Below are 22,824 nucleotides of genomic sequence, written 5' to 3'. Positions count from 1 at the left end.
GGAGGGTCACCACAGAGGCACAGAGGACACAGAGGAAGAGGCAAGAGGCATAACCCACCCCTAACCCCTCCCAGGAGGGGAAGGCATTACCGTCGGGTGGATTTTGTGGAGATTTGTTAAGATTTGCGCGATCGCCCCTAAAAAATGTAACGTTTTGGCAAAGAAGTCTAAGCCGTGCAGTAGGATCGGAAAACACGGAGAACCGCTCAAAGTCTTTTCTATGAGAGGGTTTTACGGTTCTGCTTTCCCGTCTCTAACTCAAGAGGGATAGCCGTAGCGAGTCATTAATTCTATAATTTTGTTAAGAACCGTTTATTTGATGTTGCTTTTTTGCGGATGTTATGCGTAGCCGCTTCTTTTCCTCTGTACCCGTCGAGATTCCCGTCCCGGACCAACCGGTCCCCATTCAGCATTACCTGCGGCAACCCCAGCGACTGGTGAAAGCCCTCGTCGATCCGAAACGAGTGGACGTTCTCAGCCCCGATTGTTTCCGCCTAAAGATGCGTCCCCTACATTTCCTGACCCTAACCGTCCAGCCCACCGTTGATATGCGGGTTTGGGCCGATGCCAAAGGAACTGTGCGGCTACGTTCCGTCGGCTGCGAAATTCGCGGCGTCGAGTACATTAACCAACGCTTCTCCCTAGATTTAGTCGGACGGCTAGAACCCTACACCCACAACGGCAAAACCACCCTATACGGGAAAGCCGACCTCAAGGTCGCCGTTGATATGCCCCCCGCCTTATGGCTGACCCCCAAACCCATCATCGATGCCACAGGTAACACCCTATTAGCCAGTGTCCTACACACAGTCAAACAGCGCTTAACCCGCCATATCATCGCCGACTATCGCGCCTGGGCCGGAGAAACCCAACAAGACCCCCCCATCTCCCTCTCCCCCAATATGTCGCCCAACATCCAAAGCAGCTAGCCTCTTGCCTGTTGCCATCCCCTCCTGGGAGGGGCAGGGGTGGGTTATGCCTCTTGCCTTCTTCCCCCTATTGCCTATTGCCTTTTGCCTTTTGCCTTCTTAAAAAAACACCATGCTAAACACCGACGACCAAAAAACCGCCAAAAAAACCCTCTTGCGGAAAATTCCCCATGCCCTTTATATCTGTGGCGTGAAAGACATCAACAGCGATAACCTCAACGGATTTACCGCCAGTTGGGTGATGCAATCCTCCTTTGAACCGCCCTTAATCGTTAACTGTGTCAAAAATGATAGCGGTTCCCATGCAATGCTCAAGTCCAGTGGCGTGTTCAGCCTCAGCTTCCTGGAACTGGGGCAAAAAGACCTGGCCCAGAAGTTCTTTAAGCCTCAAAGCCGGGTGGGTAACAAATTTGAGGATGTAGAATTTTACACCGCCGAAACCGGCTGCCCTATTATCAAGGACTCCCTAGGCTATGTAGAATGTCAGGTAGTCGGCTCCGTCGAGAAAGGAGATCACACCGTCTTTGTCGGCGAAGTCATTAACGCCGCCATCCACCGCGACGGAGAAATCCTCAACCTCGAAAGCACCGGCTGGAACTACGGCGGCTAACCTCTCCAGCGATGCGTTCCGGCTTGTCGGGGCGACCAATAAAAGGCAAAACGGGGGAATCGCTCTCGGGTTTGTCCTCTGTGTCCTCCGTGACTCCGTGGTTCTCTCTTGCCTCTTGCCTCTTGCCTCTTGCCCCTTGCCTCTTGCCTCTTGCCTTCCTATGCCTTTAATCCAAGTTAAAACCTCCGCCCCCGCTCCTGATAAAGCTGCCGTTGAAGGGATGTTACAGGCCCTGTCCTCGAAGCTGTCCGGCCATTTGGGGAAATCAGAATCCTACGTGATGACCGCCTTTGAGGGGGATGTCCCTATGACCTTTGGCGGAAGCCTCGACCCCGTTTGCTTCATTGAAATCAAAAGTATTGGCTCGATGAGTCCCTCCCAAACCCAAGCTATGAGTGCTGACTTTTGTCAGGAAATTGAGACTCGTCTGGGGGTTCCTAGTAAACGAACCTATATTGAGTTTGCCGATGCTAAAGGAGCGATGTGGGGGTGGAATGGTTCGACCTTTGGTTGACCCCCATGGCTGAAATCCCTTCAAGTGCTGAAATCCCTTCAAGTTCGGTCGCCGTCGCGTTTCTAAACAGATGCGGCGGCGACAGTTGTCTCAACCGTCCTGCACCATCGGCTCAATGTAAAGTCTTGTGATACCATTCTGGGTAGTTTCAGGTAACAGTCTGTAACCTGAATGCTCTCGCGTTGGGGTGAGAGAGGACAAATCTATGCAGGTCACCAGAGTCTAAACTTGTGAATTATCCGAACAACACGGCGGGGATGAACCAACCGGAACCGCTCCGGATGGGGGTAATCGGGGTCGGGAACATGGGACAACATCATACTCGAGTATTAAATCTCCTCAAGGATGTTGAGTTGGTGGGGGTTGCTGACATTCAGGTAGACCGGGGTTTAGATACGGCGAGTAAGTATCGGGTTAAGTTTTTTGAGGATTATCGCGATCTTCTCCCCCATGTGCAGGCAGTCTGTGTAGCGGTTCCGACACGACTTCATCATGCGGTGGGGATGGCCTGTTTACAGAATCGGGTTCATGTCCTGATTGAGAAACCCATTGCCGCAAGCTTATCGGAGGCGGAATCTCTGGTCAATCAAGCGGCGGAGTCGGGTTGTATTCTCCAAGTGGGCCATATTGAACGCTTTAATCCAGCTTTTCAAGAACTCAGTAAAGTCTTAAAAACGGAAGAGGTGTTGGCGTTAGAGGCTCATCGCCTGAGTCCCTATTCCGATCGCGCCAATGATGTGTCGGTGGTCTTGGATTTGATGATTCATGATATCGATCTGATTTTGGAGTTGATTGGCGATCGCGTCCTCAACCTCTCCGCCAGTGGGAGTCGCATTTCCGGCTCGCTCCACCTGGATTATGTCACCGCTAATTTAGGCTTTGCTAATGGGGCGATCGCCACCCTCACGGCCAGCAAAGTCACCCACCGCAAACGGCGTACCATTGCGGCCCATTGTCAAACCTCCCTCACCGAAGCAGATTTCCTCAACAACGAAATCCTCATTCACCGTCAAACCACCGCCAATACATCCACAGACTACGGCCAGGTGTTGTATCGTCAGGATGGGCTGATCGAAAAAGTCCGCACTAGCAATATTGAACCCCTCCACGCAGAATTAGAGCATTTTGTCAACTGTGTTCGCGGAGGAAACCAACCGTCTGTTGGCGGCGAACAGGCCCTACGCGCCCTGCGTTTAGCCAGTTCCATCGAACAGATGGCCCTCGATGGCAAACTCTGGGATTCCCCAGATATGGAATGGCTCTCGAATCGGGCAATGTTGCATTAAGGGTAACGATTGATCTACCCAAATAACCAGACCAAAAGATTGGCGGCCCCCCTGTTATTTACCCCTAAACCTTATGCCTGTTGCAAGACGTCCTTTGCTACGCCCCGGAGATGGCATTGATTCCCAGGAGTTTGTTGAACCGGTACAGCTCCTGCAACGGATTATGATTAAACTCAGGCTGTTGCCCATCAGTCAGCCGATCAATGGTCGTTTTGACTCGGCTCTAGAAAAGGCAGTCAAAATCTTCCAGATGGAGAATAATTTGCAGATGACGGGAATTGTCGGACCTGAAACCTGGGCCGTCATCGATCGCAAGTTAGGCATTACCCCCTCGCCCTCCCCCACCCCCTCTCCTTCTCCGGCCCCCTCTCCTTCTCCCCAACCGGTGCAACGCTATCCGGTTCTCCAACGGGGAGATGGTATCCAGCATCCTGACCTAGCTGATGCGGTCAAAACCCTGCAAGAGTTGCTGGTTAAGGCCCGCATTTTTCCTGCCAATGAGGTGGTTGATGGCAAGTTTGGTCCGAACACGGAAGACGGAGTCCGCCGCTTTCAATCCCTCAATAATCTCCTTGTGGACGGAGTGGTGGGGCGAGAAACCTGGTCAACGTTAGTCAATGGCCCGGTAGAAGTCTTTGAACCGGAACGGCAGGGTGGTTTATCTCAATTTGATGTCCCCCGGATTATTGCCTCAATTCCTTACCCCGATATTCGCGCCTATGCTCGCGATTCAGTCCCTTTGATTTTGCAGTCCTGTTTAGACTATGGGGTCACCGACTTAGGGCAGATTGCCTATGTCTTGGCCACCGCTGAACATGAGTCCCATCTGGGCAAGTGGATGACGGAACTCGCCAGTGGCTGGGCCTATGAATGGCGCTCTGATTTGGGTAACATCTATGCCGGAGATGGCCCTCGCTACAAAGGACGGGGTTTTGTACAGATTACGGGACGAGCGAATTATCGCTATTGGTCTGGCCGCTTGGGGATTGACCTGATTGGCAACCCGGAGTTAGCGGCTAACCAGGATATCGCGGCCGACTTACTGGTATTAGGAATGCGGGATGGCTCCTATACGGGCCATAGTCTCAATGACCATATTCTGGGGTCGCGACAAAATTTTGTCAGTGCCCGCCGTATCGTCAATTGGCTCGATCGCGCTGAACATATTGCCGCCATCGCCCGAGAATTTTTACGCGCATTACGTTAATTAAATTGTGGCCTTGAATCGACTTCAACCGGTTAGCCTCAGTTGGCTCGATCCGCTGATTCTGCTGGGGGCGATCGCCCTATTCTTCCTGGGGTTAGGAGATTTCCCCCTCTACGAACCTCACGAGGGCCATTTTGCCGGAGTTGCCCGAGAAATGATGTTACGGGGAGATTGGCTCACCCCCCATCTCAATGGCGCTCCCTATCTCAATAAGCCCCCCCTGCTCTACTGGGCGATCGCCCTCAGTTATAGCACGTTTGGCATTAATGAGTTTGCCGCCCGCTTGCCGTTGGCCCTAGGGGGAATCTGGGGCGTGTTTATGGTCTGGCAATGGGGGCGAGACCTCGGCTCAGCGGCCACCGGGCGCGTGGCAGCATTGATGTTAGCCAGTGCCTGTGGTTGGTTTATCTTTAGCCACCAATTGCTGATTGATTTACTCCTGTCGTCCCTGTTGATGACGGCCTACTATTGTCTCTGGAAACTGGTCCTCTTCCCGAGAAATTGGCTGTATGGATTGGGCTTTTGGGGTCTATTGGGCCTGATTGTCTTGGCCAAGGGGCCATTTATGCTGGTCTTCCCAGTCATTGCCCTGCTGGTGATGAGCTTAATCTACTCCCCGGGACGTATCTGGCAAGGACTGACCCCCAGCCTTGGCATTCCCCTCTTCCTGCTGTTGATTGTCCCTTGGGCGATCGCCATTGAACGAGCGAATCCGGGATTTTGGCAGTATTTTATCGCCAACGAGAACCTAGAGCGTTTAGCCGATCGCCGCTATCCCCCAGACTACGCTGTCTCCCAAATTAGCGCCCTGGGCTATCTTGGCATGACCCTAGTTTGGGCCCTACCCTGGTCCCTGGTTCTACCCCAAACCCTCGTTCATACTTGGGTTAGTCTGCAACAGTCTCGCCAGGAACAGGCCAGTGGACTGATGCTGTTGGCCATGACCGCCCTCCTCCCCGTTCTCCTGTTTCTCCCCATCTCCTCCCGCCTGATTTACTACAGTTTGCCCAGTCTGCCACCGCTCATCCTGCTAACGGCCCTCTGGTGGACTGGCGGCCAGGCCCGTCGAGGGGTGGCCATGGCTGGGGGACGCACCCTGGCCGCCGTGACCCTGATGGCGGCTGGGGTAGCCGTTGTTCTGGCTCGCTGGCAACTTTTAGATCAGCTTGAGGTGGACTTAGGTCAAATGGAGTTCCTAGCCTGGCCCATTGCCCTCAGTTTTGGCATTGGGGCCCTCTTGGCGGGGGGTCTGTTACTGCGACGACAGCCTCTTCCCGGTTGGCTCACCTTAGTTCTGGGAATGGCGATCGCCTATTATTTCATCATCCAAGGCTTTAGCGCCTTTGCCGAAATTCGCTCCTCCCAACCCCTCATCAGCCAAGCCGAAGCCGAACTACCCGAGTCAACCCTTTGGGTGTTTGAAGGCTCTCGGGAACTGGGGGCCGCCGGGGCCATGAGTTTTTATCTCAATCCTGACGGGGAGCGATTCCCCGAATTTCCCACCCTGGATGATGGTTGGGTGTGGGGCCAGGGCGATCGCGCCTATCGTATTGTCTATGTTCTCAGCGATGCCGGCGAGTCTCGCAGCTTGCCAATTTTTCCCGGCCCCAGCCCTCGCTATCAGATTTCAGACGCAGAATTACAAGCCTTTTGGCAGAGCGATCGCCCCGTCGTCTTTGTCACTGACTTTCTGCGGGATCCAAATGATCCCAACGATCCCCTAACACGCAATCTCCCCGACAATGCCGGCGACCCCCTACTGGTGATTGGCCCCAGATATCTCTATGGCAACCCCGCCGCCCGATGAAACCCAGCCTCGGCCCAGAAAAAACCCCGATATCAAAGGACATCGGGGCAACAGTTAGCCATTGAGAACTCGGTGTAGTGAGTCCTAAGAGTGTAACCACTCAGGGACAGCTTCTTCCTTGGTGTTGGTATTACGGGAGGGAGTTTCACGCTCAAACTTCATGTGAACCGAGCGGGTTTGTTCCCCATCAACCGCCACCGCTTTGATGGGATAGTCAATCAGACCATCCTGGAAGGACATCTGGAAGCGGAAGGTGCCATCAGAATTGAGTTTGATAGGACGGCCGCCAATGGTGACCGTGGCATCGGGTTCCGTGGCCCCATAGACAATCAATTCCGCATCAGCCACCAACCAGAATTGGCGAGGACGAATCGGCGGCATTGAGGCCCCCATGCCCACACCGGACATGCCCACGCCGGACATGGTCAAACCGGACATGGTAGGAACAGCCCACATTCCCACACCAGAGGGGAAGACAAAGGAACTGACCGCTTGTTCGGGGACTTGGTGCATCGACCCAAAGATAGAACCTGCCACCCGTTGTGCTTCGGCGGATTTGGCCATCCCGAAGATTTCTTCGTAGAGGGGATTGCGCTCGTCCGCTTCGCTGGGAACCGGTTTTTTGCTGGGGGGAACCAGAGTCGCCACAGTTTTTCCGACTAGAGGTTCATCCCAGTTGACGGTGACGAAAATATCTTCAATCCAGTCAGAAGGATAGACAGGGGGAGTGTGAACCGTGAGGGAGCGGGCCAACACCAGCCAACGACCATCGGCACAACGATAGCCGATTTCGACGGCATAGTCGCGATCGCTGACGGGAATTGGTAAGTACCATTCCCGGGCCAGTTCATCACAAGGATATTCCTGGATGCTGTGAGGCGGTTGATAATTCAGATCAATGTCCGTCGCGTCGTACACTCGCAGGGCCAGTTGCTGTCCCCCTTGACGACGTAACTCTTCTTTCTGCTCATTGGTGATGTCCCAATAGCAATAGGCCCATTGGGGGTCCCGAGGCATCAAGACAATCCGGCTTTCACCATAACCTTCAGGTAAATCGGCTAATCCTTCATCGACTGAGGCGAGTTCACCGCCGGTGCGATCGTCTTGGCCGAGTTCAAACTTTGCTGCTTCCACTTCTTCCTGTGCCTCCAATTGACGTGATGGACTACTCAGACTGGCTGTTTTGGGACTTGTCGTTGTGGGACTTGCGGTTGTGGGATTAATTTTTTCGGGCAAGACCGCTTGAATGGCGGAAAGCAGTTGAGACTTCCGCATTCGGCTATATCGAGAAATGCCGCACTCGCTGGCCACTCGCCGGAGTTGCCGCAAGGTCATTTCTTCGAGGGGTGGACGTTCTTGTGACATAGTGCTTGCTGGTCTTTCTCAACATGGCTGTCAAGTAAACCTGACAGATTGAACGGAAGTTCACAAAGATCCCGTTGCTTTAGCTTTAATTCGGGATCGGGTTAACGCGCCCAACTGATGTTCATCTTGCAGAAGATGCTCCCATTCCGCAAGGGGCTACAACGCTTGATTCTTGAGGGATTCACGAAGTTACAGGCATTTAGGGGATCGTAATGTCAGGAGACGTTGACATAAGAGCACAGGAGATCCCCAGCTGATCCCCTGTGCTTGTCAGGAAACCATGACTTAAAAATAGGCAGCAGAACTGGGGGGATAATCAGTAGAATCCCCCAAGACCTTATTCTCAGCCCAGGTTGAGTCGGTCTAGGGGACTCAGATCTGAGCGCGGATGGTGAATTGGTAGTCTCCCCCCGGTTCAAGCTGATAGTCCCGTTGTTCGAGGAAGCGGCCGAGGGGTTCTTGGATGAGGGCCCGGCCCAAAGACGGTTCAATATCGAGGCGAGATTGACTAAATAGCCAACAAAATTCCCAAGTAAAGGACCCCGCCGTAACTTCCCCCTGCAAGGTTCCTCCCTCCCAGGAGCAGTCCGTCACGCGCAGATAGGCAGTGGTTTGAGGTAACTGTGGAGAACTCAACCGTACTCTCAAGAAGTTAACTGGAGGTCTTAGAAGACGGTGGTTGGGCCAAATTACGGCTGTTGTAAAGGCTCATGGACTTTTCAACCCCCTCCTTGAGACTCAGCTCAATCGCATCGCGAACCAGAGTCATCACCTCCGTCATGATCTGAGTCTCGGAGGGGGAAAACTTGCCCAAAACATGGGAAATGGAGGGATTCTCCCCCGGCTGGGGTTTGCCAATTCCCACCCGCAGACGGGGGAAGGCTTGGGTTCCCAGGTGGGCAATAATGGACTTCATGCCATTATGTCCCCCCGCTGAGCCTCCCAGACGCAAGCGAATGCGTCCTACGGGTAAGTCCATGTCATCATAAACCACCAGAACCGAGGCGGGGTCAAGCTTATACCAACGGGTTACCGCTTGCACGGCTTCCCCGGAACGGTTCATATAGGTGGTGGGTTTAAGCAGGTGAATCTTTTGGCCGGCCATGGCTATCCCTTCCCCATACTCCCCCTTGAACTTACGCTGTGCGCTTAGGGGAATCTGCCAGGTGTGCGCTAACGCATCCACCACAGCAAAACCAATGTTATGACGGGTGCGATCGTATTTCGGGCCGGGATTCCCCAACCCGACAATCGCACTCGGAAGCAAAATCGATGTCGAAGCAGCGTTCACAGTCATACAAGCAAGAGGGACGTCAGGAAGATTAAGCTGCCGAATCTTGGCGATTGGCGTTGGCCGAATTCGCCGTCGTCGTCGAGGCGTTGGACTCAGAGGTGGAGTCCGTGGCCGAGCTTTGAGAGATTTCCCGGGTTTGCTGAGCCTTCAGTTGTTCACTTTCGCGCTTCAACTCGCTCTCAAACTCTTTTGAGGCATCCTGGAAGCTGCGAATGGCCTTACCCAGACTGCTACCAATTTCCGGCAGCTTCTTCGGGCCAAAGATGAGTAAAGCAATGACCAAAATTACGATCGCTTCGGGCAAGCCAATACCAAAAATATTCATTATCGCGACTCCATAGGAGATTCCATAGTAAGCGTAGCGCATCAGGGGGGCTTCGCCGCCGTTGCCCCCATCGTGCCCCATTGTACCGACAAAAAATCCCGGTCGAACCGGGATTCTCAGGTTTGGGGCATCATCCCCTGGGTTCTAGCGGCTGAGGTTCGCCCAATCCACGTCCACCCCTTCAATCAGGAGGGAGGAGTTATAGATTTGCAGAATAATCAGCAAGAAAACGAAAAACAGCAACATGAACACTCCCATCAGAGGAGTGGTTCCCCAGCCGGGAACAACCTTCCCGTACTCGGAGTTCAGAGGTTTGAGGATATCGCCTAGACGTGTTTGTTGTGCCATGTGTTTAACCTAAAGTTGGGCGCTCTGTGAAAAGTTGTAAATTTTCGTAATATTATAGAGGAAACCATCTCATTTTTAAATTCTATTCATGGAACCTGCAACAGTTCTTAGTATTTCCACCGCTGCGGTGCTGATTGCCATCACCGCCTACGGCATCTATGTCTCCTTCGGCCCCCCCTCGGAGGAACTGGCTGATCCCTTTGAGGATCATGAAGACTAACCCTCTCAAGACACACACCGCTCCCTGACTGTCTCCTGGCATGGAACCCCTGGCGTTTGTTAGACTGTAAACAAATGTAAAAACAGCTTGACAAGGGAAGGCGTGATATGAACGTAACGGAAATCCAAGAGCATCTTCAGAGTGACGACCCTCAACATCGGATGCGGGGGTTAACGGCACTGCGGGATTATAGCCCCGAGGTGGCGGTTCCCCTCCTGACCCCCTTAATGGGAGACCCGGAAGTGTTGGTGCGCTCCTTTGTCGCCATGGGATTGGGACGTAAGCGCAGTGAGGCGGGGTTTGCCGCCCTCGTAACCATGTTAGGGGATGGGGATGCCAATATCCGAGCCGAGGCCGCCAGTTCTCTGGCCCTCTATGGCCCAGCCGCCGTCCCCTACTTACGTCGCCTCTTCCAAGAGGATTCAGGATGGCTCTCCCGTCATGGCATTATTGCCTCGATGATGGAGATGGCTCAACCGCAGGTCTTGTTAGAACTCTGTCAGCAGGGCCTGAGCGATCGCAATCTCCTGGTGCGAGAAACGGCCTTGGATGGCTTGGGAACCTTGGCCAACACGGAGGAAGCCCCCCGCGCCCTGGACTTGTTACTGGCTCAGGTGGATAATCCTCAATGGCAATTGCGGGCCCGGGTGGCTTACGCCCTACGTCACTTCCGAGATGCTCGCGCGGTGGCGGCTCTGGAGCAACTGCGACAGGACTCAGACCATCGCGTCGTTGCTACACTATTAGATGCCGCTCTCTAAACGTCGTTTGTCGTTTTTTGCCAAACCGTGTTGGATTCCTTCTCTCGTGCTGTCCTCGATGCTGAGGCCCAAACCGCCTACGTCGAGGGCGATCGCCTAGCCCGACTGCGCCAGTTCGCCGCCAGTCACGCCTACCGAATTAGCGCCGTTGCCCTCATTCGCCAACAGGCCAATGACATTATTGCCCAAGCCATCTCAACCATGGTGGCGGAAAACCCCGAGTTAATTCAACGGGGAGGAAACTGTTACCCCAGTCGCCGGATGGCCACCTGCATTCGCGATGGGGAGTTCATCCTGCGCTATGTTAGTTATGCCCTGCTGGCGGGAGATTCCGCTATCCTGGAACAACGCTGTCTGGAAGGGTTAAAGCAAACCTATGAAACCCTAGGAGTCCCCCTGTCTTCGGCCGTGAGTGCGATCGCCGAAATGAAAGCCGCCACCCTGGCTCAACTGGAGGTTCAACTTCAGGAGGCTGACGTGAGCCTGAAACAACCCCTACTCGCAGAAGTGGCTGACTACTTCGAGATTGCCATTGCTGCCCTTCGTTGAGGAGCGAACCCCTATGAAATCTTCCCTCACCCCCATATTGGCCAACGCCGAGGTGGCTGGACGCTTCCTCGATGATACGGATTTGGCGGCGGCCAAGCTGCCCCTAGAGCGCGCAGAAGCCCGTTTAGAGGCAGCGGAGAAACTGGCAATCTATCATGAGGGTCTGGTTCAGGATGTGGTTGATAGCCTCTTGCGTCGCTCTGGTGCGACACCGGTGGATATTGAGCGCGCCATTGACCGGGATTTATGTTTAATTCAATATTGCTTAGTGGTTGGGAATACCAGTCCCTTTGATGAATGGGGGCGATCGCCCAATCGCTCGGCGGCGGTGGCTGGGGTCAAAGCCGAGATTTTTAACTATATCCGCGATCGCGGCAGTGCGGGGCTAAAACTCTCCCCAGCGGCGGCGGCGGAACTGAAGTTTTATCTCAACTATGCCATCGAAGCCTTGAAATAAATCGGGTTGGATCACTGTGTTTAAACGCTCAATTCTGCTTCTGCTAAGTCTGATGGCCCTAAGTGGCTGTGCCGATGAATCGGGTAACCGCTCCTTAGAAGATTCCTTTGCGGCTGATCCTCAACTTCAGCCGACAAGTCCTGAGTCAGAGGCAACAGAGGGTCCTGTCGCCATTCCCGAGGCCCCTGAGTTAGAGCGATTCCCTCCAGACTTGCCCCAATATGAGCCGGCCACCTGGTTAGAAACCACCGAATTGGAGGGCGATCGCCTCCGCAGTCGTTGGCATAGTGATGACCCTCCCGAGGTGATTGCCGAGTTTTACCGGGGTCGCTTGCAGCAGGACAACTGGCAACTGGAGGAAGACAGGGTTGAGGGAGAGGAAATCCGCTTGCAGGCCAGCCGTGAGGGTCAGGATTGGCCGCTGACCGTGGTGATTCGTCCCCGGACCGCTGCCGAGAACGGGACAAACCAGGCTCAAACTGATAGTCCCCAGGGTACGGAGTTTGAACTCACCTATGTAGCCACTCCTATAGAGTCAGACCCCGCTCCTCCAGAGGAATCTGAGGCCGCCGCCCCTCAGCCCAGCCCGGCCGTCCCTGGGGCCCCATCTCCGGAGGGGCGATCGCCCCAAACCACCTCTTTTAGTGATTTAGAGCAGCTATCCGACTCCCTGGCGTCCTACGTCAAGGATGTGGCCCAACTGGGGATTCTCTCCCCCCTAGAGGGCGATCGCTTTGGCCCCGAGGAGACCATAACCCGGCGAGACTATGCCCGCTGGCTCTTGGAGGCCAATAACCGCTTTCATGAGGGCCAATCCGCGAGACAAGTGCGTCCGGCCCGAGGAAACCGGGAACCCGCCTTTCAGGATATGCCCCAAAGCCATCCTGACTTCCCCATTATTCAAGGGCTCGCCGAAGCTGGCATCATCCCCAGTCCCCTCAGCGATGATGACGGCCCCAGCCTATTTCGTCCTGACGATCCCCTACTACGCAAAGATTTGTTGCGTTGGAAGGTTCCCCTGGATGTGCGTCGCGGCCTACCTGATGCCAGCGTGGAGGCGGTGCAAGAGACCTGGGGCTTTCAGGATGCCACGGGCCTGCCCGCTGACGTTCTCGAAGCGGTCTTAGGAGATTTCGAGAATGGAGAACGTTCTAACATCGGTCGGGCCTTTGGCTTTACCCGGCTGTTGCAACCGGAACGACCGGTCACTCGGGCTGAGGCAGCCTCCAGTCTCTGGTCCTTTGGCTCTGACGATGAGGCGCGATCGGCCCCAGAGTTGCTTGGGAATTAATCATTGAGAACTGAGAACCACGAATAACCCCCGCCTCTCAGGAGTGAGGACGGGGGTTTGGCAGAATTACTTAATCTTTGTGATGGCTCATGGAAACGATGTTGAGAACACCGGCTCAAACTACCAGGTCACGGGGAATGCCGAAGGAGTCGTACCTTGTCCGGGACAGTTGGCCAGAGTGGATTCCAGCGAACCACCAGCGGTCATACGAGCTTGGGCGGGCATGAAGCCAATATTCCCCACGGAATCTTCCAATTCAAACCACATTCCACCATCATCACCCACAAAGGCATTGCGGATCATGTTGACCTGTTCGTTCGGCAGCATGTTCGCGATTTCAGTGGAGCCCATATCAGGTTCCGTGTAGAGAACATTTGCTCCCCGAACTCGACGGCAAGTGTCCCCAGGACGCTCTCCAATGCGTTGTGCCAGTTCCAGAGAATCAGAGCCTTCAGCTAAGGGAGCGGCGTTCGAGGGAGCCTTGAGACCCGCAGCGGTAAGGGAAACAAGCCCAAGTAGGGCAGCGGACGCACTGAGGCGGCTTAATTTCATGTTGTTCAACTCCTCAAAGTTTACCAGTTAACTTACAGGGGAATTATAAACTAACTTTTACCCATTGTGCCATCTGTCAAAAAACTTAAACTTCTTAATACTGTAAGCTTGCTATCGTCGCCCGAGATCGACAATCTTCCCCAATCAGCTTAGTCCGATTTAGGCGACTGGGGATTGCGTTAGAGATTGGATTGAACCCTTGCCTTTTCTGGGATGGAGCAGGCACATTTAGGCGTATCTCTGTGGGGGACGGTGGCTTGGGGGCTAAAGTTCCGAGACGTCTCAGCGGTAGGGCAATGCCCAGCCGGGATGGGGGCATTTTAGCTGTTTGTTGGAGAGACCTAACGGGCTATCACCGATTGAGAGATGGGCTTAAAAATTGGCAGCACAATCCTAGGTTCAGGAGATACTTTTCCTGAACTCCTGAAATATCTTATGTTGCCAGAGTTAGGGATATATCGTGATGTCTTTAACCCTATGGATTGCCCCTTAACGTTTCGAATGGCGCCAAGACATAGGCTTCATCAAACGGGTTGAGGGAATCGGGGTGGGTCTGGGGTTTACCAATTCTGTTTGGAGTCCTCCTGCTGCGGTGATGGTCAGGGGTAGAGACGAAAACACCCGGGATTAAAGCTACCCGCCAGTATAATCGATTTGCCTGGGATGTCCAGACTTAGGGGGATTCACTCAAGGGGACCTCCGTGATCGAGACCGAAGCGTTGGCGAGAGCGAGGAGGGGCCCCATTTGCTCTTGTCCGTTGACGGCTAGGTCACTATGACAGAGAATGACTTGTTCCTGAACGCGGGAGAGTAAATCCTGGAGAATCCGTTTGAGTCGCGCCTCATCGTCCCCTTGGCTGGCCTGGGCGTCGTAGGGAAGGGGGCGCGATCGCTCGAAAATTGGGGCCGCAAATAACACGGACGCTCCCCCCTGTAACCAAAGGGGAGAACTGATATCCAGCCAGAAATGGTAACGATGGGCCAGACGATTACTGCGATATTGATAGACCGTACTCAGGGTAACCGCTTCCGGCTGGCGAGGTTGCAGGGGATAGGGGTTAGCGGTGACGGTTCCCCGTTGCAGCAGGGTCAGAAAATCTCCCACCGCCTCCGCCACGGGTCGCTCGCGGGGGGTATGGGACCGACAATCGCCCCCCACCCGGGCCTCCACTTCCCAAAAATGGCTGGCGGTTTCCAGAAGTTCCCGCAGGGCCTCCCGTTGATCATCAGCTAAATCCCCATGCCAGCAGAATTCACCAATAATGCGATCTAACAACACTACGGGGGAGGCGATCGCCCCGGTGGCAATTTCCGATCGCCTCTGCTCAATCCATTGACGCATCTGTTCATAGGCTCGTGTGGCCCGGTAGCCGAGGCGATCGCCCCCCGGAAAACTCTGAGCTGGCAAAAGTTCTGGATGCTCAGGATTGGGGCAATAACAGGCATCGGCTAAGGTTCCCCCCCGCACCGGATCAATCTCAAACTGAAGGGTGACCTCCTCATCCCGCCGAGGATTCTGGGAGAGCATCACCAACATTTCCGCCACCAAATCCCGATTAATCCGTCGTCCCAAGCCCTCATAGAAAAACGGCAACAGGGTTAATACCGCCCGGATTCGCGGATTACTAAACAAGGGTCGTTGCACCTGGAGAGGGCGCACCGGGATACCATGGCCCCCCAAAATATGCTCCAGACTATAGCGGGCGATCGCATCCAACCCCGGTGCAATAATGGCAATCTCCGCCGGACTCACCGAGCCATATCGGACTAACCGGGCCACCTCATCCCCCACCCGCCGCAGCAGCTGCGATCGCGCCACCGTTTGCAGGGAAGGAACCGATGCCGGTAGCTGCATTAAATAGGTGGGATTCAACGCCAACTCAATCATCGGTTCAGCCAAGGATTCCACTAACCCTCGCGAGGGCCGCTCCAGCTCAATCACCTGGTTACAGCAGCCACATAACCCCTCCAAGGTATCCGGATCAGCATTGAGGCCCAAGCGAATCTTCCCCTCTGGATTAAAACTAAACAATCCCGGACGTTGCAACCCCAAGAGAACTTCAAACAAATCTCGACTAATGGCAGGATAATCATCCACATCATCCGCCGCCACCCCCAAAAATCGCTGCCTCAACTGGGCCTGATAATAGGGGTCTGGTAACAAATAGCGCCAATAGAGTTCCAACACCACCCCATAGGTGAGTACCCCCCGCCGCAGACACCAATCGCGCCATTGCAACAGCATCTCTTGCAGCACCCCAGCCGCCTCCGGTTCTAACTGCTCCGAGGCCAGTCCCTGTTGCAGTCGTTCTCCAATCTCCTCCGGGGCCAACCCCGCCGCACCCGCCAGTTGCAGCAAATCCAACGCCCGACGCACTTGACGTTTATGGCGAGTTCCCAATTGCTCTAAACCTCCGTCCTCCAGATAAGGCTCCCAGAGTCGCTGAGCCAGCATCTGCTCCGTTTCCGGCCGTAAGCGCAAGGGAATCGGCACCTGTAATCCCAACGTTTGAGCAATTAGCGTCCAGAATAAACTGACTTCCTGCTGAAAAAAGCCCAGTGGCGTGGTCACCGTTACCCCCCCCCGTCCCCCTGTGGCCCGTAACAGGTGTTCACTCAGCCGCAAGCGATTATCTCCCGTCGCCGCGAAGACCAAGATGGAGCCGGGAAAGAGCTTCGGCGTCAACAGGGCCTCAGACATCTCTCCCGTCATCTCCTCCAGCCAGTGGGCCACCTCCGCCACCAGGTAGCTAGTTTTACCAGAGCGACTTGGCCCTAGAAGCCAAATTGATTGAGAAGACACCGATCAACCTCGAACAGATTTGCTAGGATGCTACTCGACCCCTGCCAAGTACAGAACGTCTTAAGACATTGTACAAGAGGCAATTGGGGATAGTGATTCCCGCTCACGGTTGGTTGTTGGAATAATGCAAAATCCCCAATCTTCGGGTCCTTGGCGGCCCTGGCGTCGTCTGCGTCGTTGGTATTTCAAAACCCCTGAGCGGGCCCTTGATGCGGCCTATCGGGCGGCCTTGGCCATCCAAAAGCTGGAACAGGAGTATTTTCAAGGGCAGATGATGACCGCCGATGGGGGGTATACGGGCCTGGAATGGGGACAACTTAAGAGCGAGCGCGATCGCAACTTAGCCATCATTCAACGGCGCTTGCGGGAATTTCGAGCCAGTCGCAGCACCCTCAACTGGCTGACTCGCTCCCCCTTCGGACCAATTCCGTTACAAGCCACCGATGCCTCAAAATCTCGCTACTCCCCCGATGAAACCTACCAATTTTCCGAAAATCTCAAAAAACTCAAAGTCATTGATGAGATTGCCGCTAAGTACCTCAGCCGACGGCCCTCAGCCCAACAACCCTCTCAACCCCTGGCCGCCGAACAGTCCTCCAATCCCCCCTCTGTCCCCCAGAAGGCATCCAAATCAGACCGCAATCCACCCTTGGGAGGGTCTTCTCCCTCACCGCGGTTGAACCGAGGCGCAACTAATCCTAACCGCAGTTGGCGCGATGAGTTTAACAGCTCACGCCAATCCCGAGAAGAAACGGCCAGTGACGTGGAATCGATTTCTGGCCAGGCGAGTTTATTACCCCGTTCCATCCTCAGAACACTCAACCGCATTAAAGAAGAACTGGACCCCAATGCAGAAGAAGATGTCGTTGAGAAGTTTCGCTATTCCAAAAGTAAAACGGTTATTTCCCTCAAGTTTATCCTCCTTCTCATTTTGGTTCCCTTGCTGACCCATCAGGTCTCTAAAAATTTTCTGATTCGTCCCATTTATAATGAGTTTTTCCAGGATACTGTGGATGTGTTCATCAATCCTGACTTTGAAGAAGAGGCCTATCAAGAGCTGCGTCATTACGAAGAACGGCTCCGCTTCCGCATAGCGATTGGCTCAGCGCCCCCCTTATCCGATGAGGAGTTTGAGGAACGGGTCAATGAGGAAGCTCAAACCATTGCCCGTAAATTTCAAGCCATGAGTGATAATGCCCTACAAAATGTTTTCGCAGACCTGTTTTCTTTAGGAGGATTTATTCTGGTGTTAGTCAACAGCAAGCGAGAAATTGCTGTTGTCAAATCCTTTATTGATGACCTAATTTATGGACTCAGCGATAGTGCTAAAGCCTTTATTATTATTCTGTTTACCGATATCTTTGTGGGCTATCACTCTCCCCATGGCTGGGAAATTATCCTAGAAGGGGTGTCTCATCATTTTGGCCTACCCGAAAGCCGCGACTTTAATTTTATGTTTATCGCCACTTTTCCGGTGATTTTAGATACAGTCATGAAATACTGGATTTTTCGCTATCTCAACCGTATTTCTCCTTCAGCGGTAGCCACCTATCGCAATATGAACGAGTAACATATTGGGGAACATTCCTTAAAACCGATGAATCAACTCTCGATCTGGAAATGGCTATCTGTGGGACTGATTGCTCTGACTCTCATGGGTGTAACGGAGCAACCGGCTTCTGGCAATCGTCGCCAGCAGCGTCAGCTTGAGCAACTGGCCGAGACTGGGGTCTGTCGTCGTTGTCGCCTGGCGGGGGTAGACTTGTCGGGGGCTGATTTGCGTGAGGTGGACTTGCAGGGGGCGAATCTCACGGGGGCGAATTTGCAAGGAGCCAATTTAGAAGGGGCGATTTTGGATGAGGCGAGTCTTACTGGAGCAAGTCTTACTCGGGCTAATCTTGCTCGGGCGAGTCTGATTGAGACTCAGTTGGGACAAGCCAACCTACAAGGGGCGAACTTGAGCGGGGGAACCTTCAATTTTGCCCGTCTGGGACAGGCTAACCTTGAACAGGCTGATTTAGAAGGGGCGAGTTTTCTCGGGGCCCGCTTGAACCGAGTTAATCTGGAGGGGGCCAATTTAACGGGGGCTGATTTGAGAAATGCGAGTTTGGATGGCGCCATGTTGCAGGGGGTTCGCTTGCATGAGGGAAATTTTCAAGGGGCGAGTTTACGGGAGGCGAGTTTACGGGGGAGTTCGGGATTTGCTGTCAATTTCAATCGCGCCAATCTCTCCCAAGCAGATTTAACCGATGTATTGCTCTCGGAAGCTCGGCTGACGGGGGCGGTGGCGGTGGGGAGCCTCTGGGATGGGGCGGATTTGTCCGGTGCAGCTCTGAATCTGGGGGATTTCCAGGGGGCAAATTTCCAAGGGGCGAATTTGCAGGGGGCGGTTTTGAGTGAAACCCTATTATTGGGCGCCTCCTTCAAGGGCGCGAATTTGACCCACAGCTATCTATTTCGGGCTAACTTAACGGGCGCTCGTTTGCAGGGAAGCCGCTTCTATGGCAGCGATTTAAGTCAGGTGCTGTTCCGGGACGCGGATTTAACCGATGCGGATTTAACGAATGCCATTATTCAAGGGGCAGATTTTACCGATGCGGTGTTGACGGGGGCGACGATTCCTCAAGTTTAGGGGGAGTTAGGTTTTGCTGAGAACGAAGACACTGCCGACGTTGCCCCGGCCAATGCGTAGGGTTTCGTCGAGATAGGTAATGTCGAGCCAACCCTGGCGGTCGGTTTGGATGTTGGAGTCTAGGGCTAGGAATTTTTGTGGAGATTCTAGGGCCTGGATGAATTGTGTGGGGTTTTGGTAGTTGAGAAGCCGCTGCAAACCAACAACGAACCGCTGAAATTTGACGTTGACGCGGATGCTGGAGATGGGGGTGAATTGGGCCGCGACGCTGACGAGTCCTTCGAGATAGGGGAGGCCTTGCAGTTGGGCGATGTTGTAGATTTTGCGCTCTTGCAGGCGGATACATTGATAGATGTCCCCAAGGCGGTAGAGGGGAAAGCGGTCAATCCCTAAGAGTTCGCTGCTGGTGGTATAGAGCAGTCGCCAGTTGCCTTCGAGAAGGGCTGGAGCCTCTAGGGGGTTGGGGGTTGGGTTGCGGTCTTCTAGGCGGGCAATGGCGGAGAGAATGGCCGCGTTGTCGGTGTCGCTGGCGAGAAGACCTCGGTTCGTGTTGGCGATCGCTCGGATTAAGTCGTCTTTGTATATCATATGTTTTACATATCGTCAATATCCACGGCTAAGGCTGGCCGGTTAAGCCATGAGAGTTGATCCTAGCCAGTAGATAGAATTGCCAGATCTTGATCTTAATGCCAATTCCCTTAAATGGACTTGAGGGAAATTCAAGGGCAAGAGGTCACGGGCTTACGGCTTGTGGAAGCCTCAGAGAGAAAATGCTAGCCTCAAAGTAAGATTACGAGGGCAAAGACGGTTCGCCGGGCTAGAGCATGGTCTCACCCCCCTCGCAATTTTTGGACTACAGTGGCTTATGGCTGGGTTCATGTTTCTGTCTGAGTCGAAGTGCAATTGTGAAAATCCTGTTAGTTGAAGACGACGAATATCTGGCTCAACTGTTGAATCAATACCTGAGCGATCGCAATTACATCGTGGATGTGGCCACTGATGGGGAGAGTGGCTTAAACTATGCCCGCACCTTCGACTATGACGTGCTGGTCTTGGATGTTGTTCTGCCGAAATTGGATGGAATCAGCCTTTGTAAAACCTTGCGCTCAGAACATTATCAAATGCCAGTGTTGTTGTTGACTGCCCTCGATAACAGTCGTGATAAGGTCTTAGGCTTGGATGCTGGGGCCGACGATTATGTGGTGAAACCGGTCGGTTTAGAAGAACTACTCGCTCGGATTCGTGCCTTAGTACGACGGGGACGCTATTCCCGTCCTCCCATTTTGACCTGGGGACCCCTGCAATTAGACCCAGCCACCTGTGAGGTCACTTATGATAATCGTCTTTTATGCCTGACGCCTAAAGAATATGCTCTGTTAGAACTGTTTTTGCGATCGCCCACGCAGGTTTTCTCACGGGAGGTCATCATCGACCATCTTTGGTCTCTGGAAGATCCCCCCACGGAAAATACTCTACGGGCCCATATTAAGGGCCTACGCACCAAACTCAAGGCGGTAGATGCCCCCCCAAAACTCATTGAAACCATCTATGGGGTTGGCTACCGTCTCCAAGACTATGAGGAGGACAGCCCAACTCCCCCTAAAACAGGACACGACAGCAGTAATAACACAACCCTCAATGCCATTCAAACCCTTTGGCAACGCATTAAGCCCAATATTCTCAAACGAGTTGATTTACTCGAAGAGGGGATTTCAGCTTTGGCGGCCCGTGATGAAAGCCTCCAGGTGACGGCCCGCCAAGAAGCTCATAAACTCGCCGGTTCTCTCGGCACCTTTGGTTACCACTACGGCTCTAGCTTAGCCCGCAACATCGAGGAGATGTTGCTACAAGAACGAAAGTTTAGCCAAGCCCAAATCGATCAACTGCAACAGTGGCTCGTGGAACTACGTCAACAGTTTCAACGCCATCCCACGGCTACGATGCCAGAACCTCCCACCCTTCCTGATCCGGAACAACGGCGATTGCTCATTGTAGATGACGATCGCCTCCTCGCCGAACAAATTGCTGAGGAGGCGGAAACCTGGGGTATGGATGTGAAAATTGCTACCACAGTACAAGAAGCCCGTCCGGCGATTGTGACCTATTCTCCAGGATTGATTCTCTTGGATCTCAACTTCCCGGAACCGGGAGAAGATGGCATCATCCTGCTCGAAGAATTGGCCCGCAATCGCCCAGAAATTCCCGTGGTGGTGTTGACGGTGCGGGATAGTTTCCAAGATCGCCTCTCAGTATCCCGTTTGGGGAGTCAGGCCTTTCTGCAAAAACCCTTGCCAATGCCACAAATTATGGAGGTTGCTATGGAGGTGATTCAGCGATCGCACACAGCGGCCAAGGTTCTAATTGTCGATGATGACCCTCAAGAACTGCAAGGACTCAAAACCCTCCTGAGTCCCTGGGGTCTGGAACTCGAAACTTTACATGACCCCCGTAGCTTTTGGCAGTCCCTGGAAACGTTTATGCCGGATTTACTGGTGTTGGATTTTGAAATGCCCCATTACAGTGGCATTGAACTCTGTCAGGTCGTTCGGAATGAACCCCAATGGCGGAAAGTGCCGATTTTATTTCTGACGGCCCATACGGACTCGGCCACGGTGGACCGAATTTTTCAGGCGGGGGCTGATGATTATGTCAGTAAGCCCATTTCAGGGCCCGAACTGATTTCACGTCTGTTTAATCGCCTCGAACGCACTAAACTCTTGCAAAACTTGGCAGAACTCGATGCCTTGACCGGCTTGGCCAATCGCCGTAAATCCAGTTACGACATTACCAACGTGTTACGCCTGGCCCTGCGCCATGACCGTCCAGTCAGTTTCGCCATGTTAGATCTCGATCACTTTAAGCCGATCAATGACACCTATGGTCATGCGACGGGGGATCTGGTCTTGCATCGTTTTGGCGAAATGTTGCGGGAATCCTTCCGGGCCGATGATGTGGTGGGCCGTTGGGGAGGGGAGGAATTTGTGGTGGTGATGGCCGATACCGACGCCCCTAGTGCCGTTGAGCGCTTGTCCCTACTTTTGCAACAGTGGCGATCGCATGAGTTCATCTTAGATGATGAGGTCTGTTTGCAGGTGACCTTTAGTGCGGGAGTGGCCCAGTTCCCAGAAGATGGCGATGATTTACCAACCCTCTATCGTCGGGCAGATCAGGCCCTCTATCGCGCGAAAGAAGCCGGACGGGGTCGAGTGTTTTCCTGTGATCTCAACAGTGACTGTTGAGGTTTATTGATCCCTGATGCTCTGATTTGCTCATGAGGTAACATTAGGGCAGACATCTCCCGGCTCGACCCTATTTCTCGAATATGTCAGTCGCTGAATCCAGATCAACTCTTATGACTACTCGGTGTATTTTAATTATTGATGACGAAGAAGATATCCGAGAGGTGACTCAACTGACCTTAGAACTCGAAGGAGGCTGGAAGGTGCTAGCCGCCTGTTCTGGCTCAGAAGGGGTGAATCTTGCCCGTTTTCATCATCCCGATGCGATTTTGCTGGATGTGATGATGCCAGAAATGGATGGATTGATGACGGCTAAAGTCTTACAAGAGTTTCCCGATACCCAACCCATTCCCGTCTTGCTGCTAACGGCGAAGGGTGCGACTGAAGTGATGGATAAATTTCAAGATATTGGGATTACCGCCACCATTTCCAAACCCTTTGACCCCTTACAGCTTGTTCCCAGGATTAAACAGCTTTTACATTGGGAATAATACCGTTAGCCCAAGGTCTGTTATCCCTGAATATCCTGAAACCCTAACGATTCCCCTAGAGTTATGATGGATTTGTTGTGAAGATTTATGTCTAACAGTTGAGACAAGGTGTTCCTAAACAGGTTGGTCACGTTAAAAGAGAAT

General features: G+C 53.5%; 23 protein-coding genes. 15 read left to right on the top strand and 8 right to left on the bottom strand.

The features are described from left to right. Window positions 1-341: 341 nt before the first annotated feature. The 6 genes from NEA10_RS16330 to NEA10_RS16305 all read left to right on the top strand — a co-directional run bounded on the left by NEA10_RS16330 (window position 342) and on the right by NEA10_RS16305 (window position 6,353). Window positions 342-929, top strand: a complete 588-nt coding sequence (locus tag NEA10_RS16330) for a DUF1997 domain-containing protein (protein WP_252662421.1) — start codon at window positions 342-344, stop codon at window positions 927-929. Between the two features lie 112 nt (window positions 930-1,041). Further along, entirely contained in the window at window positions 1,042-1,539 is a 498-nt protein-coding gene (locus tag NEA10_RS16325) for a flavin reductase family protein (protein WP_252662420.1), read from the top strand. Window positions 1,540-1,699: 160 nt separating this feature from the next. Next, a complete protein-coding gene (locus NEA10_RS16320; RefSeq protein ID WP_252662419.1) occupies window positions 1,700-2,053 on the top strand; it encodes a phenylpyruvate tautomerase MIF-related protein in 354 nt (117 codons plus the stop codon). Between the two features lie 257 nt (window positions 2,054-2,310). Further along, a complete protein-coding gene (locus tag NEA10_RS16315) occupies window positions 2,311-3,339 on the top strand; it encodes a Gfo/Idh/MocA family protein (RefSeq protein WP_252665383.1) in 1,029 nt (342 codons plus the stop codon). A 73-nt stretch (window positions 3,340-3,412) separates the two neighbouring features. Beyond that, a complete protein-coding gene (locus NEA10_RS16310; protein WP_252662418.1) occupies window positions 3,413-4,546 on the top strand; it encodes a peptidoglycan-binding protein in 1,134 nt (377 codons plus the stop codon). A gap of 7 nt (window positions 4,547-4,553) precedes the next feature. Further along, window positions 4,554-6,353, top strand: coding sequence for an ArnT family glycosyltransferase (locus NEA10_RS16305; RefSeq protein WP_252662417.1), 1,800 nt, complete (start codon window positions 4,554-4,556; stop codon window positions 6,351-6,353). Between the two features lie 84 nt (window positions 6,354-6,437). Here NEA10_RS16305 and NEA10_RS16300 read toward each other — a convergent pair whose 3' ends face one another. The 5 genes from NEA10_RS16300 to psbH all read right to left on the bottom strand — a co-directional run bounded on the left by NEA10_RS16300 (window position 6,438) and on the right by psbH (window position 9,685). Further along, window positions 6,438-7,718, bottom strand: a complete 1,281-nt coding sequence (locus NEA10_RS16300; RefSeq protein ID WP_252662416.1) for a DUF4912 domain-containing protein — start codon at window positions 7,716-7,718, stop codon at window positions 6,438-6,440. A 372-nt stretch (window positions 7,719-8,090) separates the two neighbouring features. Beyond that, a complete protein-coding gene (locus NEA10_RS16295) occupies window positions 8,091-8,354 on the bottom strand; it encodes a DUF3146 family protein (RefSeq protein ID WP_252662415.1) in 264 nt (87 codons plus the stop codon). A gap of 16 nt (window positions 8,355-8,370) precedes the next feature. Then, window positions 8,371-9,015 carry an aminoacyl-tRNA hydrolase gene (pth, locus tag NEA10_RS16290; RefSeq protein ID WP_252662414.1) on the bottom strand — a complete coding sequence of 215 codons (645 nt, stop codon included), beginning with the start codon at window positions 9,013-9,015 and terminating at the stop codon, window positions 8,371-8,373. A gap of 25 nt (window positions 9,016-9,040) precedes the next feature. Further along, entirely contained in the window at window positions 9,041-9,337 is a 297-nt protein-coding gene (locus NEA10_RS16285; protein WP_252662413.1) for a TatA/E family twin arginine-targeting protein translocase, read from the bottom strand. Between the two features lie 144 nt (window positions 9,338-9,481). Then, on the bottom strand, window positions 9,482-9,685 hold the full coding sequence (psbH, locus tag NEA10_RS16280) for a photosystem II reaction center phosphoprotein PsbH (RefSeq protein ID WP_068788403.1): 204 nt from the start codon (window positions 9,683-9,685) through the stop codon (window positions 9,482-9,484). A gap of 88 nt (window positions 9,686-9,773) precedes the next feature. Between psbH and psbN the strand changes: the two genes are divergently transcribed. From psbN to NEA10_RS16255, 5 genes are all read left to right on the top strand, one after another. Further along, window positions 9,774-9,905, top strand: a complete 132-nt coding sequence (psbN, locus tag NEA10_RS16275) for a photosystem II reaction center protein PsbN (protein WP_068788401.1) — start codon at window positions 9,774-9,776, stop codon at window positions 9,903-9,905. A gap of 107 nt (window positions 9,906-10,012) precedes the next feature. Beyond that, a complete protein-coding gene (locus NEA10_RS16270) occupies window positions 10,013-10,666 on the top strand; it encodes a HEAT repeat domain-containing protein (protein WP_252662412.1) in 654 nt (217 codons plus the stop codon). Between the two features lie 27 nt (window positions 10,667-10,693). Then, window positions 10,694-11,215: a bilin-binding protein gene (locus NEA10_RS16265; RefSeq protein WP_252662411.1), complete on the top strand. Its 522-nt coding sequence runs from the start codon at window positions 10,694-10,696 to the stop codon at window positions 11,213-11,215. A 13-nt stretch (window positions 11,216-11,228) separates the two neighbouring features. Further along, entirely contained in the window at window positions 11,229-11,672 is a 444-nt protein-coding gene (locus NEA10_RS16260) for a bilin-binding protein (protein WP_252662410.1), read from the top strand. A 16-nt stretch (window positions 11,673-11,688) separates the two neighbouring features. Further along, a complete protein-coding gene (locus NEA10_RS16255) occupies window positions 11,689-12,963 on the top strand; it encodes an S-layer homology domain-containing protein (RefSeq protein ID WP_252662409.1) in 1,275 nt (424 codons plus the stop codon). A 120-nt stretch (window positions 12,964-13,083) separates the two neighbouring features. On the opposite strand, the gene NEA10_RS16250 is transcribed toward NEA10_RS16255, so the two are convergent. Then, window positions 13,084-13,515 carry a hypothetical protein gene (locus tag NEA10_RS16250; RefSeq protein WP_252662408.1) on the bottom strand — a complete coding sequence of 144 codons (432 nt, stop codon included), beginning with the start codon at window positions 13,513-13,515 and terminating at the stop codon, window positions 13,084-13,086. A gap of 673 nt (window positions 13,516-14,188) precedes the next feature. After that, window positions 14,189-16,318, bottom strand: coding sequence for a recombinase family protein (locus tag NEA10_RS16245; RefSeq protein ID WP_252662407.1), 2,130 nt, complete (start codon window positions 16,316-16,318; stop codon window positions 14,189-14,191). A gap of 124 nt (window positions 16,319-16,442) precedes the next feature. Here NEA10_RS16245 and NEA10_RS16240 point away from each other — a divergent pair, with 124 nt between their 5' ends. Both NEA10_RS16240 and NEA10_RS16235 read left to right on the top strand, forming a co-directional pair. After that, complete coding sequence (locus NEA10_RS16240; protein ID WP_252662406.1) at window positions 16,443-17,888, top strand: proton extrusion protein PcxA; 1,446 nt, start codon at window positions 16,443-16,445, stop codon at window positions 17,886-17,888. Between the two features lie 27 nt (window positions 17,889-17,915). Next, window positions 17,916-18,950: a pentapeptide repeat-containing protein gene (locus tag NEA10_RS16235; RefSeq protein ID WP_252662405.1), complete on the top strand. Its 1,035-nt coding sequence runs from the start codon at window positions 17,916-17,918 to the stop codon at window positions 18,948-18,950. 6 nt (window positions 18,951-18,956) lie between these two features. On the opposite strand, the gene NEA10_RS16230 is transcribed toward NEA10_RS16235, so the two are convergent. After that, window positions 18,957-19,538, bottom strand: a complete 582-nt coding sequence (locus NEA10_RS16230; protein WP_252662404.1) for a PAP/fibrillin family protein — start codon at window positions 19,536-19,538, stop codon at window positions 18,957-18,959. A 317-nt stretch (window positions 19,539-19,855) separates the two neighbouring features. Here NEA10_RS16230 and NEA10_RS16225 point away from each other — a divergent pair, with 317 nt between their 5' ends. Then, window positions 19,856-22,189 carry a response regulator gene (locus tag NEA10_RS16225; RefSeq protein WP_252662403.1) on the top strand — a complete coding sequence of 778 codons (2,334 nt, stop codon included), beginning with the start codon at window positions 19,856-19,858 and terminating at the stop codon, window positions 22,187-22,189. Window positions 22,190-22,302: 113 nt separating this feature from the next. Continuing rightward, window positions 22,303-22,680: a response regulator gene (locus tag NEA10_RS16220; RefSeq protein ID WP_252662402.1), complete on the top strand. Its 378-nt coding sequence runs from the start codon at window positions 22,303-22,305 to the stop codon at window positions 22,678-22,680. Window positions 22,681-22,824: the final 144 nt, after the last annotated feature.

The sequence above is a fragment of the Phormidium yuhuli AB48 genome, from assembly GCF_023983615.1.
Lineage (GTDB): Bacteria > Cyanobacteriota > Cyanobacteriia > Cyanobacteriales > Geitlerinemataceae > Sodalinema > Sodalinema yuhuli.
This window is presented reverse-complemented; position numbering and strand designations above follow the sequence as displayed.